This is a genomic window from Belliella pelovolcani (genome assembly GCF_900156785.1).
Classification (GTDB): Bacteria; Bacteroidota; Bacteroidia; order Cytophagales; family Cyclobacteriaceae; genus Belliella; species Belliella pelovolcani.
Genome location: NZ_FTOP01000011.1, coordinates 68,646 through 84,163, shown reverse-complemented (window position 1 = coordinate 84,163; position 15,518 = coordinate 68,646). Strand labels below are relative to the sequence as shown.

Below are 15,518 nucleotides of genomic sequence, written 5' to 3'. Positions count from 1 at the left end.
CATTTATTCCAATTCACCTTATCGTCCATCACCTTGTTCGATTAGATTGACAAAGATTTTGATAGCACCAGGAACTCCCGCAGGTAATTGCCTGAACCACGAGATTCCAGAATATGTGTAAGTACCTTTACCATATTGAGTAAATAAAAGTGAACCAGCGCTTTCCTTTTCACCTGGGTCTTGCATGATAAAAGGCGTAGTATATTTTGAATCCCAGTTCGAAGTAAAATATAATCCTCTTTCTTGCACCCAGCCATCGAAATCCTGACTCGATATTCGATTTGGATAACTTAAAACAGGATGATTGAAATCAGCTTCGACTGGAGAATCTTCTACCGTCACACGATCTCTTGATATTGAAAATGGGTATGGACCTAAGTCACGAGTAAGTAGTGGAGAAGATGTGTTATACTGCACAATCAGATTACCTCCACCCTTGACATATTCCATCAATTGATCGACATTGTTTGCTAAATTTTGATTGGTGTTAAATGCCCTGATGCCAATCACTATTGTTTTGTAGGCATTCAGTTTATCCTTTTGAATATCTCCATTTTCTATAAAATTCACTTCATAGCCTAAATTTCTCAACACATCAGGGACATCATCTCCTGCTCCAACGATATAACCTACCTTCTGATCAGACATCTTAATATCCATTTTAATCAGGCTGAATTGAGAAGGTGTAAAATAGGTCAGATTAGGAATATGCTTATAAAGTATTCTTTTGGTATTTTGATTAAAAACCCTTCCATCACTCGCACTGAATGCAGCAGTTACCTCCTTTTTTTCAACATCAGAATCAAGTAACTTTACCTGATAAATTATTCTTTTCCTCCTTTCATCCTTTTCTGATGCAAGAATCTGATATTGCGCATTTGTAAGCCCCTCAAATATTAACTCACCATCAAGAAACTTATCTTTGAATGTTACCTCGACTGACAGCTCAGGTTTAGCACCACCTACCAAAAACACCAATGATTGAGTTAGGCTTACATTGACCTCTGGAACAATTGTAAATGGCTGCTTTATTTCTCCATCTACCTGGTCATTATATTTATACATCAAAGGTAGCTCTAATTGAATAGACTGTCCATCTATTTTTAGATCCAGCAAAAGAGATATGCTTGGTTTATTGATCGGTGCACCAATATTATTTTTATCTTGAATATCAAATAAACTATTATCAATTGGTTTTTCTAACCAAAACGGTTGAGATATAGGGAAATCTTTTGGAATAGTCAGTTTTAATGACTGACTTATTGGTTTATTATCCACCGCTTCTTTATTCATATTCATATTCAAAAGTGAATTTCGAACTTGTATGATTTGAATTGGCAGGCTACTTGGATTATTAAAAATCATCTCAGCATCTACAGACTCTCCAGCATATGCTATTTCTTTTCTGATAATAAATTCAGCTTTTACACCTAAAACATCTAAAATCAATTGATTGATGAAATCTTGCTTTTCCTTGAACCATGGTTCTTGGAAATCAGAGAAATCCATTATTCTCTTAATATTCAACAGATTCTTTGCATTTTGTTCAACATCGATAAAATCAAAACTTTGAATGGCTTTGTCAATTGCTGATACGATTGATTGTCCATTTGGAACCTTATTCCAGCGGCTTTCAATACCTTCAAATGGACTATTTTTGAAACTTTCACCTTTGATCTGTTCGATAAAGTCTTGTCCAAAACCTATCTGTGAAGTGGATCCAAAGCCTTGAGATTTATGCATAGTCCTACTATCTGCTGCGATCTGAGAATAGGTGGTGCCTAACAAAGGGTTATAATCACCTACAGGAAAAATATGATAATTCATTCCATCTTTTGGTTCATACTGACCTCCCCAATTATACGCATTCCAAAATAATCTTTTTGCTTTCCAAGGTTTTGTATAATTGAGTTGTTCTGAGAAAGCCTCTGGATCATCTACGATATCAAAAGCTTCTGAAGAAAGGATAGCAGATGTCGTATGATGTCCATGTGTGGTCCCTGGAATGGTATTGAATCTATTGATAATAATATCAGGTTGAAAATTCCTGATAATCCATACTACATCAGAAAGCAAATGCTCTTTATCCCAGTTATTCAATGTTTCATCTGGATTCTTACTGAATCCAAAATCAAGCGCTCTTGAAAAAAACTGTCTTCCTCCATCAGTTTCTCTTGCTTTTAGGAGTTCGTGAGTCCTTATCATTCCCAATTCAATCCCAAGCTCCTTTCCAATTAAATTTTGCCCCCCATCTCCACGGGTAAGAGAAAGGTAAGCCACTTGAGCATGTTCACCATTTGCTAAATACGAGATCAGTCTTGTATTTTCATCATCAGGATGGGCTGCCACGAAAAGGATCCTTTTTGTCTCTTTTAGTTTTAATAGATCATGATAAAGTTTCGAAGAGGGATTTTGAGCATAAGAAAATTGAAATGTCAAGCATATAAAAGCTAATGACAAACTTACATGTTTTAACATAAGGTCTATTGTTTGAAAGGTAAAAGCTATAAGAAGCAACTATCATTTAAAAACGTTTTTTTACCAAAGGGTTTTAGATGATTTTAAAAAATGTATCAGTGGTTATTTAGTCGTGCTAACAACAAAAAAAGCCACCTCGAAAGGTAGCTTTTTTTGTATTAATGATTTAAGAATTAACCTTCCATCCAATTTTCACCAAGGATGGCAATTAGTTTTTGATTATACTTTTCAGCCTCTTCCTTGTTACCAAGTCTGGTGTGGATTTGAAAAAGTATCTCAAGGATATCAGTAGAGTCAGGCCTGATTTCTGTTGCCTTTGTAAAATATGGTACAGCTTCTCTATAATATCCTTCGGCTTCTTTATTCATAGAATCAGCTCTTTTTTCCCATTCTTCATCAGAAAGGTTTCCTACTTCATTAAGAATAACTCTTGCTTTCTCAAGATAAATAGCGCCTGCATAGTTATTTCCTTCAAAAAACTCAGGATCAGCTTCTACAGATTTCTTATATTGAACTAAAGCTCCTTCCAAATCACCAGACTGCTCTAGCAAGTATCCATATCTAAGAAGAATTCCAGCATTATTAGGATCATTTTCGAGGGCTGAAACCACAGAAGTCAATGCTTCATCCATTTTATTCAATTGTAATAACAATTGAATTTCATATTCAGCTAAAGTCTTATCGGAAGGATCTGCTTTTCTTGCCTCCCCTATCAATCTTAAAGCTTCCTCTGGATTAGAATCTGCACTTGTAGCAATCTGAATCAAGAAATAATAAGCATTCAATTTATTATAATCCTCAAGCTCCAACAATCTGTTAAAATATTTTTTAGCTTCTTCATACTTTCCTAAATCATTTGCAAGGTATCCAGCATTGAAGTTCATAGTAGAATCAGTAGGATCAATATCTCCAGCCAAAGCAAAGAACTCATAAGCCATCTCCATATTGTCTTCCTCGTAAGTCGCTATTGCTTTCTGGAAAGCAGTATTTTTCAAGGTCACAATTCCAAATGGTCTTAGATTTTCTGGCATACCAGCCAAATCATCTTTATAAACTTCTTTTCCAACTTTTGAACTTTCATCATTACCTACCATTTCCATAGTCTTTGTGAAAGTTCCGAAAGCATCTCTACCAAGAGCGACCGTAGACATTTCATTTTCATCTCCAGCTTCAAACATTTTGGTTTGAATCTTACCTTTTAACAGATGATTTGATGGATCATCCATTGTTTCAGGGTTTGATAAGGCAGCATTGATTTCATCTAATGCTGTTGTCAACTCACCTTTTTTGAAATTTTTCTCAGCAGATTTTGCTACCTTTTTTTGGGCAAAACTCACAGAAACAAGACCTGCCAATGCGATTGATAGGATTAATTTTTTCATTTTGTGTTTTTCTTAAATGTTTGGTTCCTCAGTTTCATTGTTTTCTGAATCAGGGCTTTCTCCCTGAGCATCTATGGTAGTATCTTCGACCTCGGATTCGTCTTTTCTGATTTTCTCAACGGAAGATATCTCGTCATTTTCTCCCAATTTGATCAATCTTACACCTTGTGTCGCTCTACCCATTACTCTCAAGCTAGAAACTGGAGTTCTGATGGTGATTCCTGATTTATTGATTATCATCAGGTCATCAGAATCAACCACTTCTTTGATTGCAACAAGTGATCCCGTCTTCTCGGTGACATTCATGGCTTTTACACCTTTTCCTCCTCGGTTGGTGATACGGTATTCATCAAGGGGTGATCTTTTCCCGTATCCTTTTTCCGAAACTACCAATAGGTTAGCATCTTCTCTAGCGGCACATACCATGCCAATCACTTGGTCATTAACATTACTTAACGAAATGGCTTTTACACCAGTAGCCGTACGCCCCATAGGTCTTACTGTAGACTCGTGGAAATGAATTGCCCTTCCTGATTTCGCTGCAATGATGATATGTGAATCTCCGTTTGTCATTTCAACCTGCATCAATTGATCTTCATCTCTGATATTTAAAGCGATGATACCATTTGTTCTAGGTCTCGAATATTGTTCTAATGTGGTCTTCTTGATGATACCATTCTTAGTAACCATTACTAAGAAATTATTATTTATATAGTCAGGATCATTAAGATCTCCCACCTGAATGATAGATCGAATCTTATCCTCTGATGTGATATTTATTAAGTTTTGAATAGGGCGACCTTTGGAAGCTTTTGCTCCCTCTGGTATTGCATAAGTTTTTAACCAAAACAACTTACCAAGGTCTGTAAATATCAGTAGATAATTATGTGTAGAAGCTGTAAACAAATATTCTGTCCAATCATCATCTTTGGTTGTTGCTCCTCTAGAACCTACTCCACCCCTACTCTGAGTTCTATACTCTGTAAGTGCTGTACGCTTGATATACCCTTCATGAGATACGGTAATCACCACTTCTTCATTTGGAATCATATCTTCATAGCTGAAGTCTTCCGCGTTGTGTTCTATAGTAGTTCTTCTAGGATCATTATAGCGTTCTTTGATCTCAGCAAGTTCATCCTTGATGATTTGCATTCTCTTGCCCTCATCAGCGAGAATTTCCTTAAGCTCTTCAATCAACTTCATGATCTGATCATACTCCTCCTGGATCTTCTCACGTTCCATGCCTGTAAGACGCTGCAACCTCATGTCTAAGATTGCTCTGGCTTGAATTTCACTCAATTCGAATCTTTCAATTAAGCCATTTCTTGCTGTTTCTGGATCTCTAGAGTTTCTAATTAGAGCAATGACTTCATCCAAATTATCTAAAGCAATTAAATACCCCAATAAAATATGGGCCCTTTTCTCTGCTTCTCTTAGCTCATATTCTGTCCTTCTGACTACTACCTCGTGACGGTGATTGACATAATGCACAATCATGTCCTTCAAGTTCAATGTATGCGGCCTACCTTTGACAAGGGCTACATTATTAACTGAGAATGAGGTCTGTAATTGTGTTTGCTTATATAGATTGTTTAAGACAACATTAGAGATAGCATCACGCTTTAGTTCATAAACTATCCTCATCCCTTGACGGTCTGATTCATCCCTTATAGCCGAGATCCCATCGATTTTCTTTTCGTTGATCAGCTGCGCTGTCTTCTCGATCATATTAGCCTTATTGACTAAATATGGGATTTCAGAAATGATGATCATTTCTTTACCACTATCCTTAGTCTCTATCTCTGCCTTTCCTCTAATGACAACTCTACCTCTTCCTGTCTCAAATGCTGCCTTGACACCATTGTAACCATAGATAATACCACCCGTTGGGAAATCAGGTGCTACTATAAACTCCATTAATTCAGAGACTGTTATATCCCTATTGTCAATGTAAGCAGTAATGCCATCTACAATTTCTCCCAAGTTGTGGGGTGCCATATTGGTTGCCATACCCACTGCGATACCCGAAGCACCATTCAACAACAATGCTGGGATCTTAGCTGGTAAAACAACTGGTTCTTTTAAAGAGTCATCGAAATTCAACTGGAAGTCAACGGTTTCCTTATTGATATCAATCAATAGCTCCTCAGCAATCCTTTTCAGTCTTGCCTCTGTATAACGCATCGCCGCTGGATTATCTCCATCAACGGAACCAAAGTTACCTTGACCATCCACTAAGGGGTATCTCAAAGACCATGGCTGCGCCATTCTAACCATTGTTTCGTAAACTGCTGAATCACCATGTGGATGATACTTACCAAGTACCTCACCCACAATTCTTGCAGACTTTTTAAAAGATTTATTATGTAATACTCCTAGTTCTTGCATTCCGAAGAGTATTCTTCGGTGAACAGGCTTTAGTCCGTCTCGGACATCTGGAAGTGCTCTGGAAACAATAACCGACATCGAATAATCGATGTAGGCTCCACGCATTTCGTCCTCAATGTTAATTGGTATGATATTCTCGTTTTCTCCTTGAGCCATATTTATGTATTCTCAATAAGCTTGCAAGATAATAAAAAGAATATGGTTTTGAAACACGAATTTACACTCAAAAAAAGGGTTTTTGATGAAGTTTTAATACCATTGACCTACTTTTCTGTTTTGGAAATTCCAAATAGAACTACCCCTATACTCTACCCCTTCATGTAAGTGCTTCATTACCACACCACAACCTTGAACCTTACATCTCTTAGTTCCAGGAAGGCTAATTGAAAGGCCAATTTGTGCACCATATACTCTTTGTTGTATATTTTGAAATTCTTCCAAGTTTTGAGGGGCATATACCAAACTTCTAAACTCTGCTCCTGCTTTCACAAATATTCTAGCATACTCTGAAAACTCTCTTTCAATTCTCAAAGCCAATCCATAATAAGGTTCATTACTAAAATTGAGATTTGCATCGGGAGAAGACCTGTTGAACATTTGCCCGTACTCTCCTTCAAGGATAAATCGCCAAGGGTAATTTTGTCGCATTCTTTGATTTTTCTCTGATTGCATGTAGGTGTTTTGAGAAGCAAATTTTCTGTAACGCCACTTAAGAAAACTCACTCTCCTTTTTGCATCATAGAGAACTAAACCAAAAGTGCCATAAAGCTTATCAAAAGTATATGCGCTCTGATCAAAAGTGAAATCATAATCCCCACTCGACATTGAAGAAAAACTACCCATCTCACGGCCATAACCACCACCTAACGTGAAAATATCAAAGAGATTTAACCTAACTCCAAGGTTGATAGGAACTCCAAATCCTGCGCCTCTAAATGAAAGGGTATCTTGAGAAGCAATCTCGCTAACATTTGAAATATTTCTAACCTGATCAATTGGATAAAAGCTGGGTTGCTCAGAATTAAACATAATTTGATTATTTAGATAATTACCTCCTGCAGCAAGCTCAAAACTAAAGTTACTCACAGCTTGTCTAAAAACATTCCCTAGATTGCTTTGACTCATTCTGTTGCGCTTGGCTTTGGTGTCTATTCCAAAAAAATCTTCTTGGGCTAGCGAAAGGCTACTAAATCCAAAAACTAATAGGACAATGATTGTATACTTGATTTTCATATACGATAATAACGAATTTCAAAGATAGTTTAATACAGGAATAGGCAATAAAAAAGGCCTTCTTGATGAAGACCTTTTTTATTTATTCAAAATGTATGAAAATTATACTGTTGCAGTTGTTTCATCTTCTTCAGTTACTGTTTCCTCATCAGCTTTGGCTTTCAATTCAGCAATCAGAGAATCAACCTTTTCTTTAACTTCAGGATCTTCCTTCATGGCCTTGTTTACTTTGTTGTAAGTTGCCGCTCCCAATACTTCCTGATCCATAATCAAATCAGTCTTATATTGTCTAGCATCATCTCCGATAGAAGCAATAAAGTCCTGTATTCTTTGATATTCTGCCTTTTCTTCTTCAGTCACTTCAATTTCGGCCATTTTCTCTTCATTACCCCAAGCTGCTTTGATTTCATTGTATCTTGCACCTCCTCCTTCGATCACCTCATTCGTCTTGATCATATCTTCCATTTCAGCTTGCTTTTTAGCTATAAACTTCGCAAACTGTGCCTCCATAGAAGCAAATTTCATCATTTCCTCTTCAGTCACTTCTTCTGACTCATCCTGAGCATTCACCTGAACACTCATCAATCCCAACATCAAGAAGGCTAGTACAAACACTCTTTTCATCATGACAATAGTTTAAATTTAGTTTTTTAATAAAATCAATTTACAATAAAACGTTTAAAACGCATTTTCACAAGGAAATATGCAAAAACTAAACCACAATAATTGTTAAAAGGCAAATAATTCTGACCGAAGGTAATTTCAAAATTCAATATTATTCTATTGCTTTCAGGGTTTTGATAGTCTGAATAGGATCTGGTGAATTAAAGACAAAACTTCCAGCAACTAAAACATCTGCTCCAGCAGCTCTCAGCAATGGTGCATTGTCTTTGTTAACCCCACCGTCAATTTCAATTTCGGTAGAAGCCCCATGCTCGAGGATGATTTCTTTCAATCTTTTTACTTTAGGATAGGTTTGCTCTATAAATTTTTGCCCACCAAAACCTGGGTTAACAGACATGATACACACCAAGTCAATATCATTGATCACATCTTTCAATAATTCGACTGAGGTATGTGGATTGAGTGCCACTCCAGCTTTACAACCAAGCTGTTTGATAGCTTGTAATGTTCTGTGCAAATGTGTACATGCTTCATAGTGAACTGAAATTATTGCCGCACCAGCATTTTTGAATGCTTCAAGATATTGATCAGGATTGACGATCATTAAATGAACATCAAGTGGCTTTTTTGCATGTCGCTTGACAGCCTCAGTTACTGGAATACCAAAGGAAATATTAGGTACAAAAACACCATCCATGATATCTACATGAATGTAATCAGTTTCTGATGCATTGAGCATCTCAATTTCTTTTTGGAGATTAGCAAAATCAGAAGCTAATATGGAAGGAGCTATTTTTACGGACATTTTGAGCAAAATTATATTTGCTGCAAAGGAAATAAAAAAGATTATAGCCCCCTATTTTTTTATCAATTTTATCCTTTTGACAGTAGCAGCATCTCTTACCTCTAGCACATATACTCCCACAGGTAAATTGGGGGTCGAAATCTCAAATGGATTTTGACTGGATTCCCTGCTCATCTCACCTGACTGGATTACAGTTCCTGTTGAATTTATTAAAAGAAATGAAGCATCTAAACGATTACCAAATTCAACGTTTATAATAGAACCTTCTAGTGGATTAGGAAATACTTTCCATTTGATTTCAGGCTCAGAGTTTTCAATATTCAAAACTTCCCCAAAATAAGCCCTTGAAAAATTTGGAATTCCATAGCCCAAAAGATTGTCTGGAGATTCAAATTGAGAACCACTTTGGATCAACGCCTCAATTAATTCATCTTTTGTCCATTCTGGTTTTGCTTGCCAAAGCCCGGCCGCTAATGCAGTAATTTGAGGCGCAGAGAAGGATGTGCCACTTGATTGAGAAACGCTGATATTAGGACGAACATAAATATACACTCCTTGTCCCAAAGTACTCAATTCTGGCTTTATCCTACCATCTGCTGTAGGACCCCTAGAGCTAAAACCTGCCCTTTCCAATGAACTATTGACTGCGCCAATTGACAAAATTCCATGTGCATCCGCTGGTGCAGTGACGGAAGATTCACCCACACTTCCATAGTTCCCAGCACTTGTCACAACTAGAATACCCTTATTTTGTGCAATATCTGCTCCTCTTGAAATTATCGCAATCTGACCATTCAAATCTGAGACAGTGTAATCCATAGTTGGATCATCAAAGTCAAAATACCCCAAAGAGGAATTGATAATATCTACCCCAAGGCTATCTGCATATGTGGCTGCCTTCACCCAGTTATACTCTTCAATTCTATATTCACTGGAAGTATCTTCAGTAATACATAAAATATAATTAGAGTTTGGGGCTCCCGCTACAAGCTCCCCTGGTTTATTTGAGGCAATGGCAGAAAGTACATTCATTCCATGCTGATTTTTAAAAAATATATTTTGATTATTTAAATCCACAAAATCCTTCCCTCCAACAATCCTCTGATTTTCAAACAAATGACTAAAAGCTTCAATGTTATTCACATCTGGAAATCCTGCATCAAAAACTGCAATAGTAATGCCCTCTCCTTTAAATCCAAGTTCATGCATTTCAGGTATTCCCAAAAGTCCGTTTTGAAAATCATATACATTTGAGGAAACCCTAGCGTTTTTTAGATTCAATTTTAGATTGAAGCCCTTTTTGATTTTCTGAATCAACCTTGCACCATTTCCGATGATTGGTGCTGCATACACTACCTTCTCTACAAAATCCAAAGCCTCTATTTCTTGTATCTGTGATTCTGTAGCGACTACCAAGGATGCATTGAACCAACTGATATGGTAAAGCATACTTTCAGTCAACTCAGATATGGTAGAGATATACTTTTCAGAAACTGGCAAATCCATCGAATCTAAAGGGATTTGATACCGGTCTCGACGCTCTATAGCTTTTGCTGTCAAAAATTCTTGTGGTCTATCCAAGCTGTAAGCATCCTGAGGCTTAAATTTATAATGAATGGCATACTTGCTTTGTCCTTGTACTGATCCCATGACCAACACAAACAAAAACACAAATACAAGTCTAATTCCTTCCATAATTAATAATCTTCATGTGGGTTTTTCGACCCGAATCAACTAACTGCTGTCCCAAACAGTCATTTCTAGAACAATAAGTCAATACTTCATAATAATGTTCAATCTGACCTATTCCCTTCACATAAACATCATATCTCTTGTCTCGAAAAGTAATCAAATCATCATCATCTTCTTGCAAAACCCTTGCCGCCTGTGTATAATTCCTATCGTCTAAGGCGTACCCACCAAGTAAATCTATCTCAAACTGTTCTGATTGGTTACTTGAATAGACTCGACCATCCCATGATCTTCCTAATCGCGGAGGAAATGCTAACATCACTACTCTTTCATTATTTTGCATGCGTACCAAAGCATTGTTTCTAATAAAAAGTGCATAATTACCATCACTGATATAATTATTTCGACTAGTCCCCTTTTCGCGTAAGATTACATAGACGATCTCTCCTGCCTCATTTCTATAGCTATAGTCTACCTTATCTCTGATGAAAAAATTACTCGTTTCAGAATCATTCTCTCCAAATACAATAGTCTCTTCAACGACATACTCCCAGAAGTTTCCAATTTCTAATGGTTGAAAATCATAACCAAGATCTCGTGTAGGGTCCTCTACTTCTCTACACCCTAGGACAAGACCAATAGATAAGTATAAAACTATGACATATTTTCTAAGCATACTGATCGGTACAATGGGCTAAAAATACATTTTTCGATCGAAATCTTTTACCTTAGCAGTCAGAAAAACAAAATATTTAAGCATGTCTCTGAAAACTTTTGTCAAAGTAAGCAATATCAACAATTTAAGTGATGCCCGGTACTGTGCTGGAATGTACGTCAATCTGATGGGTTTCAACTTGGAACAAAGTCATGAAGATTTTATTTCTCCTGAAAAATTCAAAGAAATAACTGATTGGCTTTCTGGCTTGGAATACGTTGCCGAATTTGAAACTGCCCATCCCGACACTATTCTCAGCACTTTACAAAGCTATGAAGGCATCAAGTATATTCAAATTCAAGAAGAAATCCATCTCAAAATGTTGGTAAATTCTGGTTATGGTTTGATACTTAAAATAACGATTCATGAAGCTTCAGAGCTAGATGAAATCATCGCTAAATCAAACTCCTATAAAAGCTTCGGAGTAGTTATTCTTTTAGATAGTACTTCTCTTGAATTGAATGATACCGTTGCCAATAAAATCAGCGAACTATCATCAAAATGTGATGTGCTACTTGGCTTTGGTTTAGAAGCAGACACAATCGAAAAAACATTGAATCAAACAGGTGTCAAAGGAATTTGCTTGCAAGGAGGACACGAAATCAAGCCTGGGTTGAAGGACTTTGATGAATTAGCGGATATTTTAGAAGCTTTGGAAGTAGAAGATTGAAAAAGAAAAATGATAAATAAAAATCAAATTGCCGAAGACTTCAAGTTGATACAAGACCATATTTGTAGTGAGCTAGAACTTGAAGATGGCAAAGCAAAATTCATAGAAGACGAATGGACTCGTGCAGAAGGCGGAGGGGGTCGCACTAGAATCATTCAGGATGGAAATATCATCGCCAAAGGTGGGGTGGCATTCTCAGCAGTAGAAGGTCCGACTCCTGACAAAATCCTACAAAAGCTTCAGCTAGACCAAGCAGATTTTTTTGCAACGGGTGTATCTATTGTGATTCACCCTGAAAGTCCTATGGTTCCTATCATCCACATGAATATCCGTTATTTTGAGATGAGCAATGGGGTCAATTGGTTTGGCGGAGGTATAGACTTGACGCCACATTATGTGGATGAAGAGGATGCCAAGTATTTTCATCAAGCTATTAAAGATACCTGTGATCAGTTTAACCCTGACTATTACCCAAAATTCAAAAAATGGGCGGATGATTACTTTTTTATCAAACATAGGAATGAAACCCGTGGGATAGGCGGAATCTTCTTTGATAGATTGAGTTCAAAAGATGACTCAGAGATGACTCAAATTTTTGAATTTGCAAAAGCCATCGGGTATTTATTCCCCAAAGTCTATAGATACTTTATGAATAAAAATAGTAAACTGGCTTACGGAGAGAAAGAAAAGCAATGGCAAGCTTTGAGAAGAGGGCGCTATGTGGAATTTAACCTAGTCTGGGATGCGGGAACGAAGTTTGGATTGGATACCAATGGCAGAACAGAAAGCATACTGATGAGTATGCCACCTGTAGCAAATTGGCAATACATGCATCAACCTGAAGTCGGTTCTGAAGAAGCAAAAACACTTGCATTGCTAAAGAAAGATATCAACTGGGTTTGAAAACGGAATTATGATTGAAAAAATCAAAGCATGGGATGAAGGTCTATTCATCTATTTGAATAGCTTTCATCATGATTGGCTAGACCCAGTCATGTTTCAGTTGACCCAAACATGGCCATGGATTCCCCTGTATTTGTTTTTGAGCTTCTTAGTGATTAGGCACTATGGCAAATCATCTTGGTGGGTTTTCATTGGAATTGGATTGACTATTCTATTTGCTGATCAATTTACTTCGGGATTTATGAAACCGTTTTTTGAACGATTACGACCTTGCCATGATCCAATTTGGGATGGAATAGTCCATAACTACGGTAAATGTGGCGGCCTTTATGGATTTGCCTCGTCTCATGCTTCCAATAGCTTTGGAATAGCTATGATCATGTACCTGACATTAGGTCAAAAACATGATCATATCAAATGGCTATTTCTCTGGGCTACTTTCTTTTCCTATACCAGAATTTACTTAGGTGTACACTACCCAGCGGATGTGACTGTAGGTGGCTTAGTGGGAGTTTCAGCCGCTTGGGGAGCTTGGTATATTAGCCAAGCTATTCACAAATTGAGTACACAATCAGTTCGTTAAGCTTCGTAGCCTCTAATTATCCTCTGAATATATTTTCCAATCACATCAAATTCCAAATTCACTTCATCTCCAACTTTGAGTTGGTGGAAGTTGGTGAATTCATAAGTATAAGGAATAATGGCTACCGAGAATCTTCCATTTTTTGAGTTGAAACAGGTCAAACTTGTTCCATTCACGGTAATTGATCCTTTTTCTACCGTGACATTTCCAGAGTTGGCATCAAAAGAAAAATCAAAAATCCAAGATCCATCCTGTTCTGAAATCGCCTCTACCCTACCGACTTGGTCTACGTGACCTTGTACGATATGTCCGTCAAACCTCCCATTGGCAGGCATGCACCTTTCGATATTTACCTTTTTACCAACGGTCCAATTCTTCAAACTCGTTTTTTTGAGTGTTTCATCTATCGCTGTCACCCTATATACAGCACCTTCGATGGCAACAACAGTCAGGCAAACTCCATTGTGAGCCACTGATTGATCTATTTTCAACTCAGCAGTGATTGGTGATTCTAAATCAAAGTGAATATTGGTTCCTTCTTTTTCTATATTTTTAATTGTCCCGATGGTTTCTATGATTCCAGTAAACATTTCCTTCTAAAATTTAAATATCAAAGATTCAGGTGATCAAAACAGCAAATGATCGATTGTTCAAATTAAGCCATTTTAAACCTTAACTTAGCAGTCTCAATTAAAGTTTCTAATAAAATCTTTTTCCACATTCATGCTTAGACTTGAAGACACATATAGACATAAAGGACAGCGCAAAGCTTTAGTAAGCATCCTTCGATCCAAAGGAATAAAAAACGAAGCTGTACTTGAGGCAATCAATACTTTGCCACGACACTTTTTTTTCGATACTGCATTAGACTCCCATGCTTATGAAGATAAAGCTTTTCCAATTGGAGAAGGTCAAACAATCTCTCAACCCTATACGGTGGCTTTTCAGACTGAACTCTTGGAAATCAAGCCCGGGGACAAGATTCTCGAAATAGGAACTGGATCTGGCTATCAAGCTAGCATACTCCATTTGATGGGTGGCATAGTACACAGCATAGAATACCAAAAAAAACTGTATGATAGAACAAAGAAATTTCTCACCAAGCTAGGTATTCCGATCAATTTCTATCTTGGAGATGGTTCACAAGGAATTCCATCACAAGCGCCATTTGATAAGATAATTGTAACAGCTGGAGCGCCTGTGGTTCCCAATTCTCTTCTGAAACAGCTCAATATAGGTGGAATTCTTGTCATCCCTGTAGGAGATCGAAATACACAAAAAATGATGAAACTGACCAAAAAAACTGAAAAGCAAATTATTCAAGAGGAGTATGACAATTTTGCTTTTGTACCTTTACTAGGCGAGGAAGGCTGGAGATCAAAATAATGATCAAAATATTATATGGATTAAACACCTTAATCTCTTTCAAATTGATAATTTATTCTGTATTTTTGTATAAAATATAATTTTTATGACAAGAAAGAAACTAGCCAAGCAATCAGAAGTCATCATGACTGAAATGGTATTACCCAATGATACCAATACTTTGAACAACCTCATGGGAGGCAAATTGATGCACTGGATGGATGTAGTGGCAGCTATCGCCGCGCAAAAGCACTCCAATAGAATCGTAGTTACTGCATCTGCAGACAGCATTTCTTTCAAGCATCCAATTGCCTTGGGAAATGTGGTGACACTTAAAGCGCAAGTTACCAGAGCTTTCAATTCTTCCATGGAAGTATTCATTGAAGTGTTTGCAGAAGATATTCCGGCAAATAAAAAGATCACAACTCATCGAGCTTTTTTTACTTTTGTAGCGGTAGATCAAGGTGGTAGACCTATAGAAGTTCCAGAAGTAGAGCCAGTATCAGAAGAAGAGATTGAACTGTATGAAGGGGCTTTGAGAAGAAGGCAGCTGAGGCTTGTTTTAGCAAAAAGAATGGATCCAAAAGATGCAGTTGAGTTAAGATCAATTTTTGATCTCGAAAACAAAAAAGAAGATTAAAAACTAATTGATACTGGTGGCTTGAAAGATTATTTCAAGC

Annotated in this window: 14 protein-coding genes; 5 read left to right on the top strand and 9 right to left on the bottom strand. The window is 37.1% G+C overall.

All coding sequences use genetic code 11. The features are described from left to right. Positions 1-18: 18 nt before the first annotated feature. The 8 genes from BW935_RS12730 to BW935_RS12695 all read right to left on the bottom strand — a co-directional run bounded on the left by BW935_RS12730 (position 19) and on the right by BW935_RS12695 (position 11,278). Entirely contained in the window at positions 19-2,478 is a 2,460-nt protein-coding gene (locus BW935_RS12730) for a PIG-L family deacetylase (protein WP_076502017.1), read from the bottom strand. Between the two features lie 173 nt (positions 2,479-2,651). Further along, positions 2,652-3,860, bottom strand: coding sequence for a tetratricopeptide repeat protein (locus BW935_RS12725; RefSeq protein ID WP_076502016.1), 1,209 nt, complete (start codon positions 3,858-3,860; stop codon positions 2,652-2,654). A gap of 12 nt (positions 3,861-3,872) precedes the next feature. Beyond that, the gene (gyrA, locus tag BW935_RS12720; RefSeq protein WP_076502014.1) at positions 3,873-6,404 is read right to left on the bottom strand and encodes a DNA gyrase subunit A; all 2,532 of its coding nucleotides are present in this window, start codon (positions 6,402-6,404) and stop codon (positions 3,873-3,875) included. 93 nt (positions 6,405-6,497) lie between these two features. After that, positions 6,498-7,481: a hypothetical protein gene (locus BW935_RS12715; RefSeq protein ID WP_076502012.1), complete on the bottom strand. Its 984-nt coding sequence runs from the start codon at positions 7,479-7,481 to the stop codon at positions 6,498-6,500. 102 nt (positions 7,482-7,583) lie between these two features. Further along, on the bottom strand, positions 7,584-8,105 hold the full coding sequence (locus tag BW935_RS12710) for a hypothetical protein (RefSeq protein WP_076502011.1): 522 nt from the start codon (positions 8,103-8,105) through the stop codon (positions 7,584-7,586). 151 nt (positions 8,106-8,256) lie between these two features. After that, a complete protein-coding gene (gene rpe / locus BW935_RS12705) occupies positions 8,257-8,910 on the bottom strand; it encodes a ribulose-phosphate 3-epimerase (RefSeq protein ID WP_076502009.1) in 654 nt (217 codons plus the stop codon). Between the two features lie 51 nt (positions 8,911-8,961). Beyond that, complete coding sequence (locus BW935_RS12700; RefSeq protein WP_076502008.1) at positions 8,962-10,605, bottom strand: S8 family serine peptidase; 1,644 nt, start codon at positions 10,603-10,605, stop codon at positions 8,962-8,964. Continuing rightward, entirely contained in the window at positions 10,592-11,278 is a 687-nt protein-coding gene (locus BW935_RS12695; RefSeq protein WP_076502006.1) for a hypothetical protein, read from the bottom strand. Before BW935_RS12695 ends, BW935_RS12700 begins: the two co-directional genes overlap by 14 nt. Before the next feature lie 82 nt (positions 11,279-11,360). On the opposite strand from BW935_RS12695, the gene trpF reads away from it, so the two are divergent. From trpF to BW935_RS12680, 3 genes are read left to right on the top strand one after another with little or no spacing between them, the layout of a single operon-like run. Further along, on the top strand, positions 11,361-11,987 hold the full coding sequence (gene trpF, locus BW935_RS12690; protein ID WP_076502005.1) for a phosphoribosylanthranilate isomerase: 627 nt from the start codon (positions 11,361-11,363) through the stop codon (positions 11,985-11,987). A 9-nt stretch (positions 11,988-11,996) separates the two neighbouring features. Then, entirely contained in the window at positions 11,997-12,890 is an 894-nt protein-coding gene (hemF, locus tag BW935_RS12685) for an oxygen-dependent coproporphyrinogen oxidase (protein WP_076502003.1), read from the top strand. Positions 12,891-12,900: 10 nt separating this feature from the next. Next, positions 12,901-13,473 carry a phosphatase PAP2 family protein gene (locus tag BW935_RS12680; protein WP_076502002.1) on the top strand — a complete coding sequence of 191 codons (573 nt, stop codon included), beginning with the start codon at positions 12,901-12,903 and terminating at the stop codon, positions 13,471-13,473. Here BW935_RS12680 and BW935_RS12675 read toward each other — a convergent pair. Next, complete coding sequence (locus tag BW935_RS12675) at positions 13,470-14,063, bottom strand: riboflavin synthase (protein ID WP_076502000.1); 594 nt, start codon at positions 14,061-14,063, stop codon at positions 13,470-13,472. The two genes, BW935_RS12680 and BW935_RS12675, sit on opposite strands and share 4 nt — an antisense overlap. Before the next feature lie 133 nt (positions 14,064-14,196). Here BW935_RS12675 and BW935_RS12670 point away from each other — a divergent pair, with 133 nt between their 5' ends. Together BW935_RS12670 and BW935_RS12665 are read left to right on the top strand one after the other, a co-directional pair. Beyond that, positions 14,197-14,859, top strand: a complete 663-nt coding sequence (locus BW935_RS12670; RefSeq protein WP_076501999.1) for a protein-L-isoaspartate(D-aspartate) O-methyltransferase — start codon at positions 14,197-14,199, stop codon at positions 14,857-14,859. Between the two features lie 85 nt (positions 14,860-14,944). Continuing rightward, entirely contained in the window at positions 14,945-15,478 is a 534-nt protein-coding gene (locus BW935_RS12665) for an acyl-CoA thioesterase (RefSeq protein WP_076501997.1), read from the top strand. Positions 15,479-15,518 lie beyond the last annotated feature (40 nt).